Source organism: Colwellia psychrerythraea (assembly GCF_000764185.1).
Classification (GTDB): Bacteria; Pseudomonadota; Gammaproteobacteria; order Enterobacterales; family Alteromonadaceae; genus Colwellia; species Colwellia psychrerythraea_B.
Genome location: NZ_JQEC01000071.1, coordinates 123,658 through 147,476, shown reverse-complemented (window position 1 = coordinate 147,476; position 23,819 = coordinate 123,658). Strand labels below are relative to the sequence as shown.

The following is a 23,819-nucleotide window of genomic DNA, read 5'->3' as shown; positions in this document are numbered from 1 at the left end:
TAACTACTGCTTTAGTCTAAATTTACTTAATTGTTTTTTATGACAGAATAAGCAGAGTACTATCTTTAAAAAGAGCTTTAATAAGCACTATAATAGTTGCAAATATTAGTTACTATTACGTTAATACTCTGTATTTATTTATAATAATTTTAAACATTGTAATGATTTTTATTAGCAATTTGTTTATCTTGATGCAAAAGTATTGATTTTATTCTATATATAGATACTTTAAGCAAATAGTTTCACAAAGTGTAAAAAATAATTATTACGTTATTTTTTTTGCTACAGACCAGCAAAGGAACAAGGCAATGCCAGAAGGTGTAATGAAGGCTTGGCTAGAGTCTTCCCACTTAAACGGTGGCAACATCGTTTATATTGAAGAATTGTACGAATCATACTTAGATAACTCTGCCTCTGTATCTACAGAATGGCAAGAAATCTTCGGTCAACTCCCTAAAGTCGAAGGCAGTGAGGTGGAATACCGCCACAGTGCTATCCGTGATGAATTTAAAACCTTAGCAAAACAAACCCAAAAACAAGTTGTAGTTTCTGGTGGCGATGCTAAACAGGTAAAAGTTTTACAGCTTATTAATGCTTTTAGATTTCGCGGTCATCAAAACGCCAACTTAGATCCATTGGGTTTATGGCAACGTGATAAAGTACGTGATTTACAATTGTCACATCATGACTTATCAGAAAACGACTTTGATAAAGAATTTAATTTAGGCTCATTTGCTGTTGGCAAAGAGACCATGAAGTTAGGTGAGTTATATAAAACTTTAAAAGCAACTTATTGTGGTTCAATTGGCGCAGAATATATGCACATGACCTCAACTGATGAAAAGCGTTGGATACAACAACGTCTTGAATCAGTTCAGTCACAAGCTAATTTAAGCGTTGAAGAGAAGACCGAAGTTTTTAAAGGTTTAATTGCCGCTGATGGTTTAGAGAAATATCTAGGTGCAAAATTCCCCGGTGCAAAACGCTTTTCATTAGAAGGTGGTGACGCACTCGTTCCCATGCTTAAAGAATTGATCACACGTGCTGGTGCTGCTGGTACCAAAGAAGTGGTTATGGGCATGGCACATCGTGGTCGTTTAAATGTACTGGTTAATGTTATGGGTAAAAATCCATCAAAATTATTTGATGAATTTGCCGGTAAACATGATGAAATATCAAGCTCAGGTGATGTGAAATACCATCAAGGTTATTCTTCAGATTTTGTTACTCCTGGCGGTAATGTTCATTTAGCCCTTGCGTTTAACCCTTCGCATCTTGAAATCGTTAATCCTGTTGTTATTGGCTCGGTAAGAGCGAGACAAGATAGACGCGGCGGTGTTGAAGGTGACCAAGGCGACTTAGTATTACCTATCACTATTCATGGTGATTCAGCGATAGCTGGTCAAGGTGTAGTACAAGAAACTTTTAATATGTCACAGGCACGCGCATTTAAAGTTGGCGGTACTGTACGTATTGTAGTGAATAACCAAGTAGGTTTTACTACCTCCGTTGCCGAAGATACTCGCTCAGGCGAATATTGTACTGAAATTGCTAAAATGGTGCAGGCTCCTATCATTCACGTTAATGGTGACGATCCTGAAGCTGTTATTTTAGCAACGCAAGTTGCGCTTGATTATCGTAATGAATTTAAACGTGACGTTGTCATCGATTTAGTTTGTTACCGACGTCATGGTCATAACGAAGCTGATGAGCCAAGTGCCACACAGCCCCTTATGTACAAAATCGTTAAAAAACATCCTACACCACGTCAATTGTATGCTGATAAATTAGCGGCTGAAGGTAGTTTAACTACCGGAAAAATTGATGAGTTAACAGCCTACTACCGTAAGTTACTTGATGAAGGTCAATGCACGGTTGAGCAATGGCGCCCAATGACTGAGCACTCAGTTGATTGGACTCCATACTTAGGCCATGAGTGGGATGATGACTACGACAAAGAGATTTCCCTTGAGAAGCTAAAAGAATTAGCACTTAAGTTGTCAACGTACCCAGAAAGTCATCCAATACATTCTCGTGTTAAAAAGATTTACGATGACCGTTTGAAAATGGCAACAGGTGAGAAATTACTAGATTGGGGGATGGCTGAAAACTTAGCCTATGCATCCATCGTTGATCGTGGCGATAGAGTGCGTATTACCGGCCAAGATTCAGGGCGTGGTACATTCTTCCATCGTCATGCGGTTTTACATAACCAAGACGATGGTAGCACTTATTTACCACTGCAAAATATCAGAGCAGACCAAGGCCCATTTGATGTGCATGATTCTGTGTTATCTGAAGTATCTGTATTAGCCTTTGAATATGGCTATACCACCGCTGAGCCAGCTGGCTTAACTATTTGGGAAGCGCAATTTGGTGATTTTGCTAACTGTGCACAAGTAGTTTTTGATCAATTCATTAGTTCAGGTGAGCAAAAGTGGGGCCGTTTATGTGGTTTAACTATGTTGTTACCACATGGCTACGAAGGTCAGGGTCCTGAGCATTCATCAGCCCGTTTAGAGCGCTTCTTACAACTTTGTGCTGATCACAATATGCAAGTATGTGTACCATCAACACCCGCGCAAGTATTTAATATGCTGCGTCGTCAGGTTGTTCGTCCTATGCGTCGTCCTCTTGTCGTTATGTCACCTAAATCACTGTTACGTCACCCATTAGCGGTTTCTTCACTAGAAGAAATGTCTACAGGTATATTCCACAGTGTTATTGGTGAAGTTGACGAGCTTGATGCCAAAGCGGTTGAACGTGTTGTTTTCTGTAGTGGTAAAGTTTATTACGAGCTACTTGACCAACGTCGTAAAAATGAGCTAAATAATGTTGCTATTGTGCGTATTGAGCAACTTTATCCATTCCCCGAACAAGAGCTTCAAGCGGTATTGAAAGAATACCAACATGTTAAGCAATTTGTTTGGTGTCAGGAAGAGCCGCAAAACCAAGGTGCTTGGTATTGTTCGCAGCATCACTTTAGAGCTGCCATTCCTGAAGGTACTTATTTGACTTATGCAGGCCGCAAGGCTTCAGCAGCACCAGCTGTTGGTTATATGTCACTTCATGTTAAAGAACAGCAAGCGCTTGTCACTCAAGCATTAACAGTAGATTAACTCTTTGGTGCGCTTATTTTACTGAAAGTAAGCGCAAAGAAAGTTTGTAAGGAATAAAAAATGACAACCGAAATCAAAGTTCCGGTATTACCAGAATCAGTTGCTGATGCAACAGTGGCAACTTGGCATGTACAAGTTGGTGAAAAATTTACACGTGACCAAGTACTTGTTGATATTGAGACTGACAAAGTCGTATTAGAAGTACCAGCGACTTGCGATGGTGTTATGACTGATATCAGCCAAGCTGATGGCGCGACTGTCTTAGGCGATCAAGTAATTGGTACTTTCTCTGAAGGAAGCGAAGCAGCTCCTGCACCTGTTGCAGCAGCAAGTGCTCCAGCAGCGGCAACAGCTTCTGTTAACGTAATCGACATCGTAGTACCGGTTTTACCTGAATCTGTAGCTGATGCAACAGTTGCTACATGGCATGTTGCCGAAGGCGATACAGTATCAGTTGACCAAAATTTAGTTGATATTGAAACTGATAAAGTAGTACTTGAAGTTGTTGCTCAAGACAATGGCGTAATTGGTAAAATTATCCATGTTGAAGGCGATACTGTTTTAGGCGCTCAAAAAATTGGTGAGCTTAATGCCGGCGCTACAGCGAATACAACAGCGACTGCAACGTCAGAAGAAGCAGTAAGTTCTGATGAACTTGCTAGCCCTTCAGTACGTCGTTTAATGACTGAAAAAGGCCTAACAGCATCTGATGTGGTTGGTACGGGCAAAGGCGGTCGTATTTCTAAAGAAGACGTGGAAGCCGCAGCGAATAAGCCAAAAGCAGCGCCAGTAGCGAAAGCCGCAGCGCCTGCTCCAGCGGTTCAAGAGCTAGGTGAACGTACACAAAAACGTGTGCCAATGACACGTTTACGTAAAACGATTGCCACACGTTTATTAGAAGCGAAAAACTCTACCGCGATGTTAACAACGTTTAACGAAGTTAACATGAAGCCAATTATGGATCTTCGTAAGCAGTATAAAGACTTGTTCGAGAAAACTCATGATACTCGTCTTGGTTTCATGTCTTTTTACGTGAAAGCAGTAACGGAAGCGTTAAAACGCTATCCAGCAATCAATGCTTCAATTGATGGTGATGATATTGTTTATCATAATTTCTTCGATATCTCTATTGCGGTATCTACGCCACGTGGTTTAGTAACACCAGTATTACGCGACTCTGATCAACTAAGCATGGCCGGTATTGAAAACGGTATTCGTGCATTAGCGATTAAAGGTCGTGACGGCAAGCTTTCAATTGCAGATATGACTGGCGGTAACTTCACTATCACTAACGGTGGTGTATTTGGTTCATTGCTTTCAACACCAATCCTAAACTTACCGCAAGCGGCAATTTTAGGTATGCATAAGATACAAGACCGCCCTATGGCGGTTGACGGTAAAGTAGAAATTTTACCAATGATGTACTTAGCATTGTCTTATGATCATCGTTTAGTTGATGGTAAAGAGTCTGTTGGTTTCTTAGTAACCATCAAAGATTTGTTAGAAGATCCAACACGTCTTCTTTTAGATATATAAATTGATATCTAAGTCGTTTTCTTAGGTATTTTCTAAGTAAAAAATCAAGCTATAAAAATTTGGTACTCGACTATAGTATTAGCTCTTATGACTACCGTCACTAGAGCATTTGTACTATAATCGGGATACTTTTCACGGGCAGACTTTAAGTATTTCTTTGAAGTGCAATTGACTGTCATTATTTACAGATAAATGGATAAAACACCATGAATTTGCATGAGTATCAAGCGAAACAATTATTCGCTGAATATGGTTTACCAGTTTCTGAAGGTTTCGCTTGCGATACACCTCAAGAAGCTGCAGAAGCGGCTGATAAAATCGGCGGCGATATGTGGGTTGTTAAAACTCAAGTACACGCGGGCGGCCGTGGTAAAGCTGGCGGTGTTAAGCTAGTTAAGTCTAAAGAAGAAATCAAAGACTTCGCACAACAATGGTTAGGTAAGAACTTAGTTACTTATCAAACAGACGCTAATGGTCAGCCAGTAGCTAAAATTTTAGTTGAAAGCTGTACTGACATCGCTAACGAGTTATATCTTGGCGCTGTTGTTGACAGAGCTTCACAAAAAGTTGTTTTCATGGCATCTACCGAAGGCGGTGTTGACATTGAAAAGATTGCTGAAGAGACTCCTGAATTAATTCACCAAGCAGAGATTGACCCACTAGTTGGCGCTCAACCTTACCAAGCACGCGAATTAGGTTTCAAATTAGGCTTAAACGCTACGCAAATGAAGCAGTTTGTTAAGATCTTCATGGGTCTTGCTAAAATGTTTGAAGATTGTGATTTCGCATTACTTGAAATCAACCCGTTAGTAATTACTGACGAAGGTAATCTTCACTGTTTAGACGGAAAAATTGGTATCGATGGCAATGCTATCTACCGTCAACCTAAAATGCGCGCTTTCCATGATCCATCTCAAGAAGATGAACGTGAAGCACATGCAGCACAATGGGAGCTTAACTATGTAGCTCTTGATGGTACTGTAGGTTGTATGGTTAACGGTGCAGGCCTAGCAATGGGTACTATGGATATCGTTAATTTACACGGCGGCAAGCCAGCTAACTTCCTAGATGTTGGCGGCGGAGCAAACAAAGAACGTGTTTCTGAAGCATTCAAAATCATTTTATCTGACGAAAACGTTAAAGCTGTTTTAGTTAACATCTTTGGTGGCATCGTTCGTTGTGACATGATTGCTGAAGGTATTATTGGCGCTGTTAAAGAAGTTGGCGTTAAAGTACCTGTAGTTGTACGTTTAGAAGGTACAAATGCTGAATTAGGTCGTGAAGTTCTTAAAAACTCTGGCTTAGACATCATTGCTGCTGAATCATTAACTGATGCTGCAGAAAAAGTTGTAGCTGCTGCGGAGGGCAAATAATGTCTGTATTAATTAATAAAGATACTAAAGTTATCTGTCAAGGTTTCACTGGTGGTCAAGGTACTTTCCATTCAGAACAAGCTATTGATTACGGTACACAAATGGTTGGTGGCGTAAGCCCAGGTAAAGGCGGTCAAACGCATCTTGGTTTACCAGTATTCAACACAGTACGTGAAGCAGTAGAAGCAACTGGCGCAACAGCTACAGTTATCTACGTTCCAGCTCCATTCTGTAAAGATGCAATCTTAGAAGCTATCGATGCGGGCATTAAAATTATCATCACTATTACTGAAGGTATTCCAACTTTAGATATGGTTGACGTTAAAGCTAAGCTTAACCAAACTGGCGTTCGTATGATCGGTCCTAACTGTCCAGGTGTTATCACGCCGGGCGAGACTAAGATTGGTATCATGCCAGGTCACATCCATTTACCAGGTAAAGTTGGTATTGTTTCACGTTCTGGTACGCTTACGTACGAAGCCGTTAAACAAACTACTGATTTTGGTTTCGGCCAATCTACTTGTGTAGGTATTGGTGGTGATCCAATTCCAGGTACTAACTTCATCGACGTATTGGAAATGTTCCAAAACGATCCACAAACTGAAGCAATCGTAATGATTGGTGAAATTGGCGGAACTGCTGAAGAAGAAGCTGCGGAATATATCAAAGCTAACGTTACTAAACCTGTAGTATCTTACATTGCTGGTGTTACTGCACCAGAAGGTAAGCGTATGGGTCACGCTGGCGCGATTATCGCCGGTGGTAAAGGTACAGCTGATGAGAAATTTGCAGCACTAGAAGCGGCCGGTGTTAAAACTGTACGTTCTTTAGCTGAAATTGGCTCAGCACTTAAAGAGAAAACAGGATGGTAAGCTAGTAGCTTACAGCTTGTAAATCTTAATAAAAACCCGTATTTTCTAATAGAGAATGCGGGTTTTTTGTTTATATGTCAGTAGGGAAAGTTATGGCTAGAAGTAAATCAGATATCTCCAATAGTGCAATTAGAATCTTTTTACAAAATGTAGGCAAGTTCTATGATGAAGAACGAGGTTTTGAGCCTTTCGGTCCAAAAATAGCGCAAAAAGATGAGTTATTAGATTACTTTGAGAATCAATGCTGTTTTTGTGGAGAAATTATCAATCGCAAGTCATTGTCACAAGATCACTTAATACCAATGAATAAATCTACTTTAGGTTTGCACGCATGGGGAAACGTAGTTCCTTGTTGTCAGCCCTGTAATAATGAAAAGCAACAAAAGCCTTGGAGAGGTTTCTTAGAAGTTAAAGCTGGAGTTAACTTTCAATCAAGAGAGCGAAAAATATTAGATTTTGTTCTATCAAAAAATTATGACCCCTCGTTAAATCTACATGAGTTTGCAGACAATCTCTATGAGGATGTTGGTCAAGTTGCCATGACACTAATAAACTTACGTTACAAACAAGCACAAGATGGCATAAAGAAACTTTTAAAGTAAGTTTTTTCATTAGTACTATACCTAAGTTTTTTTCTCATATATTGTCGCTGTGGCGACGACACCCAAAGAGGGTTGAACGACGAACCCTCTCTGGACTCTCCCGTCGCTGCTAATCAAGTGTAATCCTCCATTCAAAGCAATATCTTCGACGTAACAGTAATGAAGGCACATCCATGTGCCTACATCGCTTTGTTCATCATCAGGACAATATGCTCCTGCATTGTCTAATAAGGTACATCCTGTACCGTCATGATGAACATACGTGAATATTGCCTTTCATTTAGGCACTTGATTAAAGCAGGCTTGAAGTTTGTTGATGGGGTAGGTGCTTGTGCTGTTAGACATTGGAATTTGAAGTTGTCATTCCCGAAGTGTCTAATCGGTAATCTAGTTTTTAGGTCTATGGATCCTCGACTAACCCACCACGAGGATAACAGAAATTAGTCAATCAATCAGTGCCAAGTATTCTAACTCCCATCTCAGTGAATGAATGGCCATTTTGAAAAGTGTCAGTCAAGCTGAGCCATGACGTCACATGGATGTGATTTATTAGACAATGCAGGAGCATATTGTCCTGATGGCGAAGACTGCCGCTTTTCATGGACGACTTTTGTTGAGTAATAAACGCAGGTATTGACTGTAAACTCAAAATGGTTATTCATGTTTTCACTGAGTAGGGACTCCGTGGGGTTCCAAGGGGAGGCCGGAGGCAGACTCCCTTTGGGTGTAGTCGCCACCGCGACGCCAAGCAGAAAATCAAACTCCGTGCTCTCGAAGTTATCACCAAGATAACCTAGCCTCAGGCTTCGTTTGTTATTGAATGTTCTGCTAAATTTTGGCTAATAGGGAAGAAGGGAGGCACGTTATGCCCCATCGGAAAGGAAGATATTATAATGTTTGTTTATCGTCTTTAGTCGATTGCACTTGTTCATATACTGATATTCCAATGGCTCGTTTGTGAACGGTTGAACGCGCATCGTTAACGGCTTGAGCATCAAAACTGTTAATCTCAGTATCTGTGGAGTCTGATGAATCAGTACCGTATATGTCATTGGCTTTTTCAGTTGACTGAATATAGGTATCTACAGTTTGCTTCTTTAAATTAGCTTGATAAACAGAAATTCCCGCTTGAACCGATTTATCTTTAATTTCTTGGTTTGACTCTTTAATCTCTTCTTTGTTTATTGGCGTACCAGATTGTTTCGCATCAACAACTTGATGGACTGTATTCCTTGTAACCGCTTTTTGTACTAGACCCACATAATTAGACGCAGTTGAATTCACAGCATTCATTGTAAGGTTTCCTAGTTAGCTAAACTCAATGTTTATTATAGATGGTTCTGGTTGTTTTATAAACAGTACATGGTAACTCAAATTACAATCCCTGAGGCTATCACCGTGATGTTATTGTTATTAAATCATTTTAGCTAAGTTAACATTATGTTAACTTAGCTAAAATTTACATTAATGATCTATTCTATGCTTTTAACACAAGATATTTTCCCTGCAGTATACCCATGGCTATTCTTAGTAATCACCTTAGTAGCAGCTTTTGTAAAGCCTAAGTTATGGCCTTTTGGTTTACTTTGTACTCTAGTGAGCGGACTGCTTTATAACGCGATAGACTTGGTAGGTCTTGGCGTAGTTACACTGTTATTTACTCTGGCTTATTTTGCAAATATGCCCTCAAAAAATGCGTGGAATCAAGGCATTAAAACGGTCATTACAGTGTTAATTTTCATATGCTGTATTGCATTGGCTGCGCACTTATTACCGGGCTTTAATAACTTACCAGTATTATATAATGTAGAAAAAAGTATCAACAGTATGCCTTTTACAATGTATCTTAATTTTGATAAACCGATGATTCTATTTGTTCTTTTGATATTGTATCCGACAGTGTTGATGAATAATAAAAAAATTAGACTATTTAAAATAGAAACTAAACTGCATGTTATTACTGTGATATCGGCTACTTTATTGGTGATCTTTAGCTTAGCCACTTTCCTGTCATTAATTACTATTGAGCCTAAGTTACCAAGCTGGTGGTGGCTGTTTGCGTTAAATAATTTATTACTAACCTGTGTTATTGAAGAGGTATTCTTTAGAGGGGTAATCCAGAATAAATTAGTACAATTATTTAACCCTATGGCAGGGCTTATTGTTGCTAGTTTTCTGTTTGGTATTGCACATTTTTCGGGCGGTTTTAGTTATGTATTTGTCGCTACCTTGGCAGGTTTTTTATACGGCTTTGTTTATCTAAAGACAGGTAAACTTTGGTATGCGATTTTAATCCATTTCTGTTTGAACATGATTCATCTATATTTATTTACATACCCTTTACTTAAGGCTTAGCTCTAATTTAAAAGGAGAAACGCCATTTTCTCGAGGTTATCACTAAGGTAACCTCGAGAACATGGCAGGGGTTCATAAAGATTTCATATTATACTTAACTATTGATAAACGTTCGTGGCGTAGAATGCTTAACATTATATTATTTGTTTTACCAATTTTATCTTTGTCATTAGAGGCTAAAACCTTAGAAGTTATTTTTGAGCATAACCCACCATTTCAAATGGTTGATCATAATGGGAAAGGTTATGGGCCTGTTTATGATTTTGCAAAAAAGTTAATAAAACATGCACAAATCCCAGCTCGCTTTACTGCGAAACCTTGGGCGAGGATCATAATTAAAGATGCTAAGCTACCCAATAAGCTCATCCTATCTATTTCTAAAACTCCGCAGCGCATAGATAATTTTATTTGGCTAACCACGGTATATGCCGGGCAGCAATATATTTGGAAAAAAAGAAATGCTATTGACCCGAGAAATATGATTCTTCGGGTTTCAATGGAGAGAAACTCTCATAAAGCTAAAGGAATCAGATCATACTTTCATCCTGATAATGTGTTTGAGTTCCTTAATTCAACCCAAGCATTAAATGCACTGATTAAAGGCCGTGTTGACCGCTTTGTTGGTACTACTTTTGCCGTTTCGGGGAAATTAGAGTCCCTAGGTTACGAATTAAATATGCTAGAGCAGCTCGCGGTATTTGATGAAGCAGGATTTGGCAGTCAGGGGTTATATCTAACATTAACATTAGGCACCGACAAAAAGAGTAAACTTGCCTTACAGCAAGCCTTAAAACATCCTGAAGTTATAAAGGCGCGCAATATGCTATTTGATAGCTTTAAACACACCGAGCAGCAGCTATTGAAAGCGCAATCTCGTGGGTAGTGGCGATAAAAGATAAACCTCATCATATCTAAACTCACACGGGCAGTAATTTTTTAATAAAGTTGTCAAGTTCAGAGCCGTAATCCCGAAAATTCATCAGAGTTATTTATTTTATTAGCTTGTCATCAACCTTGATAATTATAGGGGATTTAACAGATATAAACATTAACCGTGATTATTAACCTCTCGTATTTTACTTAACATAGCAACCCTTGTGTGTAATCGTAACTGTGAAGGTCGATTATACAAAAACCTGTAATCGCATAAAGTTTCTATTAAATACCTAGTTGCATTAGCCGCTCTTGAAAAGAAGAACGGTCTTTACTTTTGGCTATACACGATCACAGCGACAACTTAAAAGTCATTATTTATACGCACAAGTTACACATCTTCAATAGTTAATATATGACCCATTTTGTTTTTCTTAGTGGTGAGATAATGTTTATTATGACTGTTATGGCCATCATTTAACGGTACGCGTTTATTTACCTTGATACCTATTTCATCAAGTGCTTGTAACTTAAGTGGGTTATTTGTCATTACATTAACTGTATTTATGTTAAAAAATTCAAATATACCCTTGCAAAAGAAGTAGCTGCGTTGGTCGGATTCAAATCCTAATAAAACATTAGCTTCTACAGTATCAGCGCCTCTATCTTGCAAGTTGTAAGCTTTTATTTTGTTGAGTAAACCTATGCCTCTGCCTTCTTGGCGAAGGTATATAAGAAGACCTGAGCCATTTTCGGCAATTTTTTTCATGGCAAACTGTAGCTGTGCTCCGCAGTCACAACGTAAACTGGAAAATGCATCACCAGTTAAGCACTCTGAGTGGATACGAAGTAAAACAGCTTCATCTTGTTGCCAGTTACCTAAACTTAATGCCACGTGTTCTTTACCTGTGTTTGGTTCAAAAAAACCGTGCATTTTAAACTCACCATATTGGGTTGGTAATTTGGTTGATTCTGAATAACGTAATAATGAAAAACGTGCGGTTTGTTTGAGCTCTTCTCTGACCTGCATTAATATTTTACCCAGAGCATTTTTGCCATGGCCATCACCGCCATCACCCCAGTAATCATCTTTATGAGAGTGCTCTTTGATGATTTTATCTTCAGTGGCAACTAAGTAATAGGCGAGTCGAGTATGCTGGGCGAACTTAGCGCTGACAATGTCGAGCATGCGTTGGTAGCGGATTTCAAGCCAGTCATCACGTACTTGAGCAGAAAATTTTCGGCTTAGCTCAAATGTTTCTTTAGGTGTTTTCGACTTTTTAATTTGATTAATTATTTTGGTATCTGTGAATTTACTTGCTTGATAGCAATGTTCACTGGTTTGCCATACTTGTTGTTCGAAGTTTATGGGGTAATTAGCAAAATTGGATAAATATCCATCGGCATTAAAAGGTTCATAAAACCAAATATCTTTACTCATGACATCTTCCTTGTTCGATATTACACCAGTTAAGTGTAGAAGCTTAAAAGAAAAATAAAAAACAATAATAGAAAATATACGGGTTCAGTATAAATTAACCTGAACTATGGATAAGCAGCATTGGCTCAATATTCCCCTTTATCCCATTCTTAGCGTTAAAACGTCGATAAATAACCCATTATTCATAAACGTTTTGCCTTGATAATCGAATAAATTGAAATATTGATAGAGTATATAGCTATTTAATCTGGTAAATTTTATTTTTGATAACCGCAAGTTTTTGTATTTATTTAAACATCAAGCACTCATTATCCAGAGTTCAGGTTAAATTAAATAAAATTGAAGTGTTTTGTGTATCATCAAAACGACATGAAAATAAATTAACGGGACAGAGAAAAGTGAAATATTCATAGGCCATTTCAGTGATGAAATTGTCATTTTGACAACTGTCAGTAACCTGTGGTTAGAGTAGAAATCTTTTTTGGCGCAGTGTTAATCGGTTAATAAGCTCTTAACTTTAAAGCTCAACGCTCGTGCAAGTTGCTTTTGTTGTTCGACTGTCCAGTGAATACCGTCTAAATCAGTTGTTTGAATAATGGTTTGTGCATCGAGGAAAGCAATGCCGAGTTCCTGGGCAATATGTTGATAGTGAGCGGCTAATTGTTTTGACTTCTCAACTCCATATTGAAATAGCAGTTGATCTTCTGCTGGTAAAGCAGCTAAATGCGGCGGGGATATTATCAGTATTTTTGTCTTGGGTTGATGTTGTGTAATAAATTGGTTATCGCTGATTAAAAGGCATAACTCTTTCATGTTTTCGGCAATGCCTTTTGCTGAATGAGCAAAACTATGCATAAGATCATTAGTACCTAGTGCAACAATGACTAAATCAAGAGGTTGGTGACTTTCAAGTAATACCGGCAATATCTCTTTACCACTACGTGGAGCTCTACCCTCAATGTTGTTAGCAATGGTTCTGCCACATAAACCTTCTTCATAAATGTGAAATAGCTTGCCAAGGAAGTTATGTAAAGCACCAGGCCAGCGGTTACTTCGTTCATATCTCTCGCCGGTAATAGGTGTGTAGCCCCAAGTATTTGAGTCACCAAAACAAAGTATATTTTTCATTTAAATCGCAGGAACAGCTAAATAAGTTGTAATGCTAGCATACTAATGAAGATAATTTCAGTTAGCTTATGTCTTTTATATTTTACATGAAAGCAAAGTAGCGGCCTCACAGAAAATTTACAAACAAGTTGTTTGGTTAGTGACTTGATAATTAAAATACACTTGGCAGTTGTTAATAACAGCCATTCATTATCGGTTTTTAGTTTCTATATATCTTTATCTCCATTATATTTACTATTAACACTCCTTGTGATTACAAAACTTATAATGCGTATTTTTGTACTAATATTGTTGTCCTTTCTCGGTACTGAATATAGCCATGCCAATGGCTCGTTATCGCCTAATATGCTCTTTAAAAGTAAAACCTTAGGTTACTCGTTGCATTATAGAGTTTATCTTCCTGAGATTTCTGATAAAAACATAAAAGTTTCGACTTTGTATGTTGTTGATGGCCAATGGTTTATTAAATACGGGAACATTATTAAGGTTATCAATAACGAAATTAATCAAGGAAAAATAAAACCTATTGTTGTTGTATTTATTGATAGCCGAAACCCTGAAGATTTAAGGAATAACAGACGCAATCAGGAGTTTTTTTGTAATGCTAAATATTTAGGTTTTTTTGTTAATGAATTAATGCCTAGCGTTGAAGAAGACTATTCTGTCATGTCAACTAGAGAGAGTAGAGTTATTGCGGGTGTTTCATTTGGCGGTCTAAATGCGGCGTGTTTTGGCCGCGGGGCGTCACATGTTTTTGGCGGTATTGCTATGTTGTCTCCAGCCAATACTAAGTTCTTAAAAATCGTATCGAACTCATACGAGCAAGCCGATATTAAAAAACTTAAAGTGTTTATTTCTGGAGGTAGAAAAAATGATAACTTATCTGCCATTAGACATTTCAAAAACGTCTTAGTCAGCAATGGCCACGATGTTAACTATAAGGTTGTTCGTTTTGGCCATAATTGGGATAACTGGCAGCCTCTGTTAGATGATTTGTTAGTCACTTTTTTTAAGCAAAATAAAAAACCGCCTTATTAGCGGTTTTTGTTTTAAAGCGAATTGCAGGTGTTAGGGCTGATAATGAATAAGGGCTTATTTACCCTGTTCTTCAGTATCCTCTAAGTCCTGAACAGTCACGCTTCCTTTCTTTATTTCTCTTACCCTTAAAATTTCCATTAAATGGCTACGGTGTTTAGGTGATAATCTTTGCAAAGGAGAAATGTTACTGATTTGGCCATTAAATGCACCTGAATTCGTAAATGAAACACCTGCACCCGGTAGAGCAACAAATGCGTCTATTAATGCTGCCGAGTTATTTGAAACACTACCACCATAGCTTCTGGTTGAACCATATAAATCGGCAAAACTCCAATCAGTGATATCTGCCGTTATCTCTTTCGCGGCAAGCAAGTCTTCTTTATGAGACTTAAGTAAGTATTTTGATAAATGAGACTCTAGGTCTGCATCAGGGGTTTTAAAGAAGCTTTTATTTTTTTCATATAAATATGACACCCATTAGCTCAAATATAAATAAAGATAAAAGCATTAGCCATTAGTTAATGTTAACGTGAGCCGATAAAAGATTAATCTTTTTGTTGCACTATTTCTCGAATATCTCTACTTTCTTCAATTATCTTTTCTCTCATCTCAGCCAATTTCTCTAAGGCCGCTGCTTTTTCTTCGGAGCTCATATTTTCGTTGTTGCCAATTTCTTCCATCATGGCTTCTAGCTCTGCAAGTCTTTCACGGTCGACACCCAATCGTTGATCCAAAATATTTTGCATTATTTGGCTAAAACCTTTATCAACAACTTGCTGCTCTTTGTTGACATTCGTTTTTTTTGAGTTGATTTCTTCACTTTCAGCTAATAACGCCCTTGCAGTTTGGGGTCTTACATAAATTGGGACTACTTCTTTAATTTTATTACCGCTCATCATGGCTAGGGCTTTATCGGATAATGTTAAGGTATCTTTTTCACCAGGAGTAGCTTGTACTGCAGGAGAGTTATTTTCAAAATTAACTATTAATGCATTATCATTTTTTGCTCGCTCTACCTGTTGAGCATAATTACTGTTAATCATCATAATAAGGCGTCCTTTGCTTATATTTTAAGGTGTTTTACGCTTAATAATATTCACAGAGCATATTTTGTGCCAGTACTTAGGGGGAGATTACCGAGACAGTAAAATAAAGTTAAGCATTGATAAATACATGGCTATAGGAGATCTAAGTAAATAGTTAGTTGATTATTTAAACTATCTTACGCCTCATTTAAGGTTAGTAGTTGTTCAGTTAACAACATTGATCCGCTAAGTGGCATATTGTTGCCGTAGTGCTTGCCGATTAGCTTACTAAAAGATGTGATAGAGCTATTTGCTTCTTCGTGAATATGATTCATAACCTGTGCATATATTTGTACTTAAACGTCATTGTTATCGATAATGAGAATTGTTATCATCTGTGACTCATAAACAACCTAAAGAAGAACAAAATGAAAAAACTAATTCTTGCCTTGGTATTATTAATGCCTACTGTACTCGCGGCCAAAGAACACCAAGTAAAATTATTAACAACAGATGCAAGCGGTCAAACTATGATCATGGAGCCTAATTTTTTAAAAATAGAGCAAGGTGATACTGTGCGTTTCATTCCCTCTGATGCATCCCACAATGCTCAATCTTTAGTTAGTCCAAAAGGGGGGGTTACGTTTAATACTCCTATGGGAAAAGCTGCAGTGGTAGAATTCAAACAAGAAGGCGCTTACCTATATAAATGTACACCACATTTCGCTCTGGGTATGCTCGGCGTTATCCAAGTGGGTAATGCAGTCAATATAGATGATGTTAAAGCGCAGTGGCAAACCTTACAGGCGGGTGTAGTTATGAATAAAGAGCGTGTAACGGCTGTAATTGCAAAGATTAAAAGTTAGTAATCAATCACTGATTTAAGCCAAAGTTGAGTAATATTGCTAAAGAAAAATTGTCCTTATGGCTGAGCTTTAGAGTTACTAACCTATGTCCTAGATAGTCGATTTTATTCGTCTAGGACTACTTTTATTGAATATCCCTAAATTCAAGAAATCACTATAGTGCCTCCCTAAAATCTTTTGTCCTTGTTTTATTTAATGTTGAAATCTAGCAAAATTAAGAGATAACAGAGCTAATCAATAGTTTATGGGTAACCTTAAATAATTGAATTTTCTTTGATGAGTTAATGCAATATTTGAAAAGTTTTACGGAGATGTCGATTAATGAGAGTGGAGTTATTGCCGACTCATGAGATTAAGTAGGGAACCTTTGCTTCTTAAAGCAACAAATCATTATCTAATTGAGGTGATGAAGATACACCTTTTAATAAATCTAATATTTAGAAAGTATTAATATATATCAATATTTTTAAGTTCATGAATACTTGTGCATTCTTGATGTATTGGGTAAAATCCATTCCGATTTTTATCAGTGTTAATTGGTATTACCATGTAAAGGAGTGCGTTACCTTATATTGCTTACTTCCTTTGCTTTATTATTAAAAAAGGAAGAAAAATTGAAGTATTCAAATCTTGCCACGTCGCTCCTAGCCATAGTGCTGTTAAATGGTTGTTTGGAAGTGGAAGACAACGACAACTCCGATATTCAAGCATTAATTGATAATCAAACTCAAATTATCACCGAAGATAATAAAATGACTATCAAAGGTGTCGTTGTTGATGCCCTTGATTTAAAACCTGTAGATAACGCATTAATAACTGTGAAAGTTGGCTCTACAGAGCTCATTTCAAATTTTGAAGTTACCAATGGTGACTTTGAATTAACGGGTTTACCTCAATCTTCAGATATAGATATCATAATTTCTAGTCCGGATAATCAATTCCTTGCAAGAACTTTCTTTACCCAAACTTTCTATGGTAGCAAAGATAGCGTTGATGACTTTGGTAATTTTGCTGTTTCTGAATCAGTTGATGTTGAAATTTCTGTTATAGACAATGAAAAAAGTAGTGCTTTAACTACATTAGAGTTTGTTGCTTTTTCGCACTCAGGTACTAATTCATCGGCTTATAAGTATCAGCATGTATCAACATTTAATGCGGATACGGGTATCTACACCATTACCTTACCAAAATTTATCGATACCAGTATTCGTGCTAACTTAGATATTGATAAAGACGGTGAGGTCGATTATTTACCCGAACTTAATAATCTTTTACGCGGTCGTGATTTATACATAGGCTCTGCAAACACAAAAGAGTTCTCAACAGTTTATATTAATGAAGTGCACGCTGCTTCAGACCTTGAGATAAGACTTTCCTTAGTCGATGAAACGGCGCAGCCTCTGCTTGGCGCAACTTTTTATAGAGAGGACAGTGTTGTTGATAGTACTTATGATGAGTCAACTAACCAATATGTAATTCGTACACAAATCAAAGATAGCCTTAGTCTTCAATTACCCGCTTTTATTAATAATGGTAATAAATATCAAAGTAGTGCTTTTACTGTCAGTAAGTTAGACGATGGTAATTTACGTATTGTTAAAAACGGCGTTTATAATAACTGCTGTGTTGTTATTCCAATGACTGAAGTGATCAATTTTGCACTTGCTCCACAAGCAATTATTGAAAGCGAAACAGCAGTTGAAGTTGTGCTTGCTGCTGCTGATGTTAACTTAGTAGATTCTAGTTTTAGTGTCTTTTATTCTCAAGGGATAGCAATTGACGTTGAAAATATATTATTAACCAATGACCACGCTTTTACTGTGTTAAAGGGGGATGCAGATGAAAATGATCAAATTTCTGCAGGAACAACTTTAATTACTGGTGGTATATCTTTTCCTGTTACTTTTGCGCTGAGCTTAAACGATACACGTTTAACTGTAACGCCATTGACTCCGTTGACCATTGCTGATTCATATCACTACAATATCAAGTCGGTGATGAATAAAGCCACGCTTGAGAAGGCTGATATATACAATGATGAGTTAACCTTTCAAATTAATGCCAATTCCGATGGCATTTTTTCCGCGGCAGATATTAAATTAGACAATGAAAACTACACCACTAATGGTGTTGCGATTATTGCTAATAATTCGGCAGGTGATGTTGCTAACCCTAATAACTGGAGTAATTACGCCCAGCTATATTTTCCATTGAATATTAATGCGTTACAGAAGTTAACGTTACGTCAAACGTCTGTCATCAGAAATGGAATTTCATCAGTTGATTTTCAAGAATATAGTGTGGTTGTCGATGGGATAATAAATGCAGCAGATGTAGGTATTGTTCACTTAGCTGAAAATGAATCGGTAATTAATCAAGCATTTTATAGACCGGTTATAATGAAGTCAGCTCAAATAGAAACTCAAAAGGTTTATCGATTTAATACTTGGGTATATATTTCAGATAATACGAGTACTGAAACTAATAGTATCAGCTTCGATTATTCTTTAGAAACTAAAACAGGTGAAGTTTCAACAGGTACCATTACCATTCCAGTACAGTAGTATTTGGTAAGTAGTTTACCCTGTGAAATGATAAGTAAAAGCCGCAATTGCGGCTTTTACTTTATGTGGTTTACTAAATATTATCACTCCTATTTAGCTTACCTTCTGTAGACACTGAACTATCCATTGTTTCATTTGCATTTCATTCAAACCACCAGAAATTCTATCAAGCTCTTCACCTTGGTGAAAAAAAACTAAAGTAGGTAAACTACGAATGTTAGCCTCCGTGAAAATTTGTTGAACTTTTTCAGTGTTAATTTTAGCAAATAATAATGAAGGAGAAGCTATGGCTACTTTGTTATAGATAGGTGCCATACTTTGACATGGGCCGCACCAACTAGCCCAGAAATCAACGATTACCGGTAAGTCATTACGCTCAACAAAGGCATAAAAAGTATTACTTGTGAGCTCCACCGGTTTAGGCGAATAAACGCCTTGCTGACATTTACCACACTTTCCTTTGGTGTAGTCTTTATCATCAGGGATACGATTGGTAGTAAAGCAGTTGCCACAGACTATGTTCATAAGATTCAATTAAACGTGTTATATATTTTTAAGTTGGCTGATTTTACCCCAATAATATTGAACAGTTAATAGCTATTTACATTAAGGGCTCTGCAAGAGGGCATTTAGTCACTTATTGAGCCACCTATCTATCCACTCACTCAGTCATTAAGTCAGTCAATAAGTTAATGAATGTAGAAAACCATTTGTATTAACGCTATTTGTATCTTCATAACCTGAACTCTGGATAAGTAGCATTTGCTCAATATTCCCCTTTATCAAATTATCAGCGTTAAAACGTCGATAAATCCCCCGTTATTCATAAACTTTTTGCCTTGATAATCGAATAAATTGAAACATTGATAGCGTATATCGCTATTTAATTCGGTAAATTATATTATTAATAGCTGTAAGTTATTGTTTTTATTGAAATATAAGGCACTCGTTACCCAGGGTTTAGGTTACATAGTTAGTTACAACTTACTTAAATAGTCAGTACACTGTTGGTATATTGTATGCAATAATGTTTTCACTCAATATAACAATAAAGAAACCTTTATGAATAAATTATCGATGTCAATTGCGGCCATTGCTATCTCTTCGGTTATTTCAGCTTGTAGCAATAACGTCAGTGGTGATGTTAATACCTCAAATCAAAGCATTTCAATGAGTCAGGTTGACCCTATCGTGGCGCAAATATTAGCGACCGATATTGACCAGTTGTGGAGCCAAGACTTCAACCATTACCAAGAAGGTATGCTTAAAGCCGTTGCTGATGCAATTTCAGTTGAAGCATTAAAAGGTGACTTAGCGAGCGATAATTTAGAAAAGCTTACCTTTTATCTTAGAGTTTATAGTAGTTTTGGTGCTGATAAAGACTGGCCAGAGCAAACAGCAAAATCCGTTAATAGCGCATTAATTAACTTGCACAATATGACTGGATTTTTTGACGTTAATTCAACTACCGCACGTTTACATGAAAACTACGCAGTTGCTTTATATCGGTTGTATTTCTTAGCGCCATTACAACCGTTTACTACTGATCAAGTTAAACCGTTAAGCCAGTTAATTACCCTTTATGCTAATGCTGATTTAACCAGTAGTGTAAATGATAAGGCAGTAGATTATGCGCTTTGGGAAATATTACGTGCGGGCGCCATTTTGCCCTATGAGGCAAGAAGAAAAAATGAAGAGGTTTTTACTAAGGCAGTTCACGGCGAAGGTGAGTTACAACAGGCGTTAATACAATTCATTACGGCTAAAAATAATTCTCTAGTTGGCGATGACTGGCCTAAACAAAATGCGTTATGGGCGTTAGCACAATATTATAACTTGTATACTAAAGACTATTGGAATGAATACTATGAACGCTCAAGCGATGATCAGAAACTTTTAGATGATGATAAATTATCACTTAACGTTGAAGAGAAAATGGATGCGCTAGATAATAATGTATGGGCTGCATTAACTACCCATAAACAAGTTTCGAATGAACAAAATAAAACGCTTTTTAGTATTCCCTATGTAGTGAATACCTTTCGCGGAAAGTCAGAATGCGAAGAGGGCACCTTAGCAGGGCGCTGTATAACACCAACAATAGCGCAAGCCCTGCCGATAAATCATGAGTGCTCTGACAGAATATATATTCTGACGCAAGCGATGACAAAAGCACAATTAAATGATTCTTGTCAGCAACTCATCTCTCAAGAAAGTAACTTTCATGACATCTTAGCAACGAATAATCAGCCGGTAGCAAATGATTTTAATGATAAATTACGTGTAGTTATTTTCGATAATCATGCTGAATATAATAAATATGGACAATTAGTTTTTGATATTAATACCGATAATGGCGGTATGTACATAGAGGGTACCACTCAAGACCCCGATAATATTGCCACTTTCTATTCATTTGAGCATTTTTGGGTAAGACCTGAATTTGCTGTTTGGAACTTAAATCATGAATTTGTTCATTACTTAGATGGCCGTTTCGTTAAATATGATACTTTTAATCACTTTCCAAGTCATATGGTGTGGTGGTCTGAAGGTCTAGCAGAATACGTGGCTAATGAAGATGATAACCCAAGGGCCTTTAAGCTGGTCAATGAAACTAAAGCAAAAGATTGGCCAAGTCTATCTGATGTATTCAATACTGAATATAAAGACGGTACTGACAGAGTTTATCGCTGGGGTTATCTAGCAGTGCGTTTTATGAATGAACATCATCAAGATGAATATAGAAAAATGGCTCATTACTTACAAACAGATTTTTTTGCCGGCTATAAAAAATTATTGGACGAATCAGGTGAAAAATTTAATGATGAATTTAATCAGTGGTTGGTAGAACATAACAACAGTTTTGTTGCTGAAGCCGAAGATAGTAATCCGCAAAAGCCACGTCAATTTTATCGTTATACCTACAAAGACTATTTACAGCCATCACATTTAACTGAAGATAAGTTACATATGCACTGGCAGTATTGGCATGAAAACGCTTTAAAAGCGGCAGAAGAAAAAATCGCTAATGAGTCAAATAAAAAATAATTAGCTGTCTATAACTAGAAAATGTAACGCTTTAGCTGATCTCACTTTGAGTAGTATCAACTAAAGCGTTTTTATTTTTTGAGTACACTAGCTAGCATAAAATATAATTTACTGACTACATTTACATCTAGCAACTACCGCTGAAACGGCGTAACTTTCCGTCCTATTTTGCTATGAATTCTTTTTGCAAAATGCAAACATCCTAGCTAAATTCTAACGTCATTAAAATAGCTTAATATTTTTCAATGGTATATCAATAACCTTCTGTTGGCATCGATGATGCATTACTACAGGAGTAAGCTTAAAAGTAGGTAGAGCCATTTACTAAGTGAGGGTAGTCATATGAGTAACAATTCTAATTTCAGCAATAGGCGAATGATAATGCCGGCAGAGTTACTGTCTTTATACAAGAGTAATAACCAGATAACAGATCACTGTATTGATGTCGTTGAACAAAACCACGAGCAAAATTTAGCCCTACTAACTGAGCAATTTGGTGAGCAGGAAGATAATGCTATGTATGTATTGGGTTATAACTAGGTATTTGACTTACTTTAAAGTAAAGAGCTTTAAAATAAAGATCTTTGAAGTAGAACGTTATTTTAAATAAAAATCGTTTAAATAGAATACTTTCAAATAAAATGGCTTGGCTTTATCTAGGTATTTCCTATGATAAAGTCCCCCTTTATTTGTGAACAATGGGTTATGACCCATTGATGAATATGATTTGAACCTAATTGAGGTTTGCAATGCTAATATATCCAATTCAAAGAGTGTTCAACCAGTAAATTATACTTTTTAAACCATAACAGATTGTATATATTAAATAAATACGCTTACAATTTATTACGTTCTGTTTGAATCACTCATATTTGCAAAACTTAAGGGATAACTATTATTTCGCTTTTATTATGGATGTCAGGTGCACTGGCTTCTTTTTGCATTCTCGCCATTGGCGCACGGGAGCTCAGCGGTGTGCTTAGTATCAGCCAGTCTTTAGCCATTCGTAGTGCAATTGGACTGGTATTTTTATCTGTGGTGTACTTTATCCGTGCACGATTTTTTAAAGTTCAGTCTTTAAAAATAAAGCCTAAGCCAGCGCTTAACGTATTCAAACTTCACTTATTTCGCAATGTATCTCATTTTCTTGCTCAATACGGCTGGTTTTTTGGTATTGGCTTGTTGCCGTTGGCGGAAGTATTTGCTTTAGAGTTCACAGTACCTATTTGGACGATGTTAATTGCCAGTATTTTTCTTAATGAAAAAGTTACCGTAAATAAACTGATAGCGATTTTTTTGGGTACTCTAGGCGTGATAGCGATTGTTCAACCTGGATATGCCTTAATTGATTTTGCCGCTATGGTAGTGTTGGGCTCTGCAGTTTGTTTTGCCATCTCACATAGCACAACAAAGTATTTAGCAAAAACAGAGTCACCCTTAACTATTTTACTCTACATGTGCGTTATTCAACTACCCATTGGCTTATTATTATCATGGTCAAATTGGCTTTGGCCGAAAGGAGAACAGTGGCTCTGGCTTGTAGTTATTGGCCTTAGCGCATTATTCGCACATTTTTGTTTAGCTAAAACAATGCAATATGCTGAAATTACTACCATTATTACTTTGGATTTTTTCAGGTTGCCACTTATCGCATTGGTTGGGGTGGGCTTTTATAATGAATCATTTGAATTGCCTTTACTAATTGGTGGGGCATTAATGCTTATTGGTAATCTTATTGGCGTTGGAGGTTTGTCTAATAGTAAGGAGAAGCAAAACCTAAAGAAATAGCACGGTGTTGCTCTTGTCTCTAATTGTAGGTGTGCTGCTTTCTTATTTGCTAAAAAGCAGCAAGCTTTGATGTGTTTTTATGCTCTGCTAATTACTAATTCAGTATTACTGCCCATACCTGAGCAATAGCAAAGTAATAACGAATACGTTAAGCGTGGCTAAATTTGCAGAGATGTTAGCTTGTTCAAATA

At 37.1% G+C, this 23,819-nt stretch carries 19 protein-coding genes and 1 pseudogene; 13 read left to right on the top strand and 7 right to left on the bottom strand.

Annotated elements, in window-relative coordinates; genetic code table 11:
• Positions 1-308 precede the first annotated feature (308 nt).
• The 5 genes from GAB14E_RS01740 (at position 309) to GAB14E_RS01760 (ending at position 7,502) form a co-directional block, all read left to right on the top strand.
• Positions 309-3,119 (top strand): 2-oxoglutarate dehydrogenase E1 component, encoded by a 2,811-nt coding sequence (locus GAB14E_RS01740; protein ID WP_033084344.1) that lies wholly within the window; start codon positions 309-311, stop codon positions 3,117-3,119.
• A 60-nt stretch (positions 3,120-3,179) separates the two neighbouring features.
• Positions 3,180-4,655 carry a 2-oxoglutarate dehydrogenase complex dihydrolipoyllysine-residue succinyltransferase gene (odhB, locus tag GAB14E_RS01745; RefSeq protein WP_033084343.1) on the top strand — a complete coding sequence of 492 codons (1,476 nt, stop codon included), beginning with the start codon at positions 3,180-3,182 and terminating at the stop codon, positions 4,653-4,655.
• Between the two features lie 206 nt (positions 4,656-4,861).
• Positions 4,862-6,028, top strand: a complete 1,167-nt coding sequence (gene sucC / locus GAB14E_RS01750) for an ADP-forming succinate--CoA ligase subunit beta (RefSeq protein WP_033084342.1) — start codon at positions 4,862-4,864, stop codon at positions 6,026-6,028.
• Positions 6,028-6,900, top strand: a complete 873-nt coding sequence (gene sucD, locus GAB14E_RS01755; protein WP_033084341.1) for a succinate--CoA ligase subunit alpha — start codon at positions 6,028-6,030, stop codon at positions 6,898-6,900. Before sucC ends, sucD begins: the two co-directional genes overlap by 1 nt.
• Positions 6,901-6,992: 92 nt before the next feature.
• Complete coding sequence (locus GAB14E_RS01760) at positions 6,993-7,502, top strand: HNH endonuclease (protein ID WP_033084340.1); 510 nt, start codon at positions 6,993-6,995, stop codon at positions 7,500-7,502.
• 888 nt (positions 7,503-8,390) lie between these two features.
• On the opposite strand, the gene GAB14E_RS01765 is transcribed toward GAB14E_RS01760, so the two are convergent.
• Positions 8,391-8,795 carry a hypothetical protein gene (locus tag GAB14E_RS01765; RefSeq protein ID WP_033084339.1) on the bottom strand — a complete coding sequence of 135 codons (405 nt, stop codon included), beginning with the start codon at positions 8,793-8,795 and terminating at the stop codon, positions 8,391-8,393.
• 186 nt (positions 8,796-8,981) lie between these two features.
• Between GAB14E_RS01765 and GAB14E_RS01770 the strand changes: the two genes are divergently transcribed.
• Positions 8,982-9,857, top strand: a complete 876-nt coding sequence (locus GAB14E_RS01770) for a CPBP family intramembrane glutamic endopeptidase (RefSeq protein ID WP_033084338.1) — start codon at positions 8,982-8,984, stop codon at positions 9,855-9,857.
• 124 nt (positions 9,858-9,981) lie between these two features.
• The gene (locus GAB14E_RS01775; protein ID WP_197061251.1) at positions 9,982-10,740 is read left to right on the top strand and encodes a substrate-binding periplasmic protein; all 759 of its coding nucleotides are present in this window, start codon (positions 9,982-9,984) and stop codon (positions 10,738-10,740) included.
• Between the two features lie 381 nt (positions 10,741-11,121).
• Here GAB14E_RS01775 and ribA read toward each other — a convergent pair whose 3' ends face one another.
• The 3 genes and pseudogenes from ribA to GAB14E_RS01780 all read right to left on the bottom strand — a co-directional run bounded on the left by ribA (position 11,122) and on the right by GAB14E_RS01780 (position 13,299).
• Positions 11,122-11,760 carry a GTP cyclohydrolase II gene (ribA, locus tag GAB14E_RS25615; RefSeq protein WP_052094103.1) on the bottom strand — a complete coding sequence of 213 codons (639 nt, stop codon included), beginning with the start codon at positions 11,758-11,760 and terminating at the stop codon, positions 11,122-11,124.
• Positions 11,749-12,171 (bottom strand): annotated as a pseudogene (locus GAB14E_RS25610) (NADAR family protein); the annotation flags it as partial. The pseudogene GAB14E_RS25610 and the gene ribA, both read right to left, overlap by 12 nt.
• Positions 12,172-12,663: 492 nt before the next feature.
• On the bottom strand, positions 12,664-13,299 hold the full coding sequence (locus GAB14E_RS01780) for an SGNH/GDSL hydrolase family protein (protein WP_033084336.1): 636 nt from the start codon (positions 13,297-13,299) through the stop codon (positions 12,664-12,666).
• A 267-nt stretch (positions 13,300-13,566) separates the two neighbouring features.
• Between GAB14E_RS01780 and GAB14E_RS01785 the strand changes: the two genes are divergently transcribed.
• Complete coding sequence (locus tag GAB14E_RS01785; protein ID WP_156115801.1) at positions 13,567-14,337, top strand: alpha/beta hydrolase; 771 nt, start codon at positions 13,567-13,569, stop codon at positions 14,335-14,337.
• A 54-nt stretch (positions 14,338-14,391) separates the two neighbouring features.
• On the opposite strand, the gene GAB14E_RS01790 is transcribed toward GAB14E_RS01785, so the two are convergent.
• Together GAB14E_RS01790 and GAB14E_RS24310 are read right to left on the bottom strand one after the other, a co-directional pair.
• Positions 14,392-14,811: a hypothetical protein gene (locus GAB14E_RS01790; RefSeq protein ID WP_033084334.1), complete on the bottom strand. Its 420-nt coding sequence runs from the start codon at positions 14,809-14,811 to the stop codon at positions 14,392-14,394.
• Between the two features lie 71 nt (positions 14,812-14,882).
• Complete coding sequence (locus tag GAB14E_RS24310) at positions 14,883-15,383, bottom strand: hypothetical protein (protein ID WP_052094092.1); 501 nt, start codon at positions 15,381-15,383, stop codon at positions 14,883-14,885.
• A 407-nt stretch (positions 15,384-15,790) separates the two neighbouring features.
• Here GAB14E_RS24310 and GAB14E_RS01795 point away from each other — a divergent pair, with 407 nt between their 5' ends.
• Positions 15,791-16,228: a plastocyanin/azurin family copper-binding protein gene (locus GAB14E_RS01795; RefSeq protein ID WP_033084333.1), complete on the top strand. Its 438-nt coding sequence runs from the start codon at positions 15,791-15,793 to the stop codon at positions 16,226-16,228.
• Between the two features lie 614 nt (positions 16,229-16,842).
• Positions 16,843-18,792, top strand: a complete 1,950-nt coding sequence (locus GAB14E_RS01800; protein ID WP_156115800.1) for a hypothetical protein — start codon at positions 16,843-16,845, stop codon at positions 18,790-18,792.
• Between the two features lie 93 nt (positions 18,793-18,885).
• Here GAB14E_RS01800 and trxC read toward each other — a convergent pair whose 3' ends face one another.
• Complete coding sequence (trxC, locus tag GAB14E_RS01805; RefSeq protein ID WP_033084331.1) at positions 18,886-19,317, bottom strand: thioredoxin TrxC; 432 nt, start codon at positions 19,315-19,317, stop codon at positions 18,886-18,888.
• 537 nt (positions 19,318-19,854) lie between these two features.
• Between trxC and GAB14E_RS01810 the strand changes: the two genes are divergently transcribed.
• The 3 genes from GAB14E_RS01810 to GAB14E_RS01815 all read left to right on the top strand — a co-directional run bounded on the left by GAB14E_RS01810 (position 19,855) and on the right by GAB14E_RS01815 (position 23,628).
• Positions 19,855-21,840, top strand: coding sequence for a collagenase (locus tag GAB14E_RS01810; RefSeq protein ID WP_033084330.1), 1,986 nt, complete (start codon positions 19,855-19,857; stop codon positions 21,838-21,840).
• Positions 21,841-22,182: 342 nt separating this feature from the next.
• Positions 22,183-22,380: a hypothetical protein gene (locus GAB14E_RS24970; RefSeq protein WP_156115799.1), complete on the top strand. Its 198-nt coding sequence runs from the start codon at positions 22,183-22,185 to the stop codon at positions 22,378-22,380.
• A gap of 375 nt (positions 22,381-22,755) precedes the next feature.
• Positions 22,756-23,628, top strand: a complete 873-nt coding sequence (locus GAB14E_RS01815; RefSeq protein ID WP_033084329.1) for a DMT family transporter — start codon at positions 22,756-22,758, stop codon at positions 23,626-23,628.
• Positions 23,629-23,819: the final 191 nt, after the last annotated feature.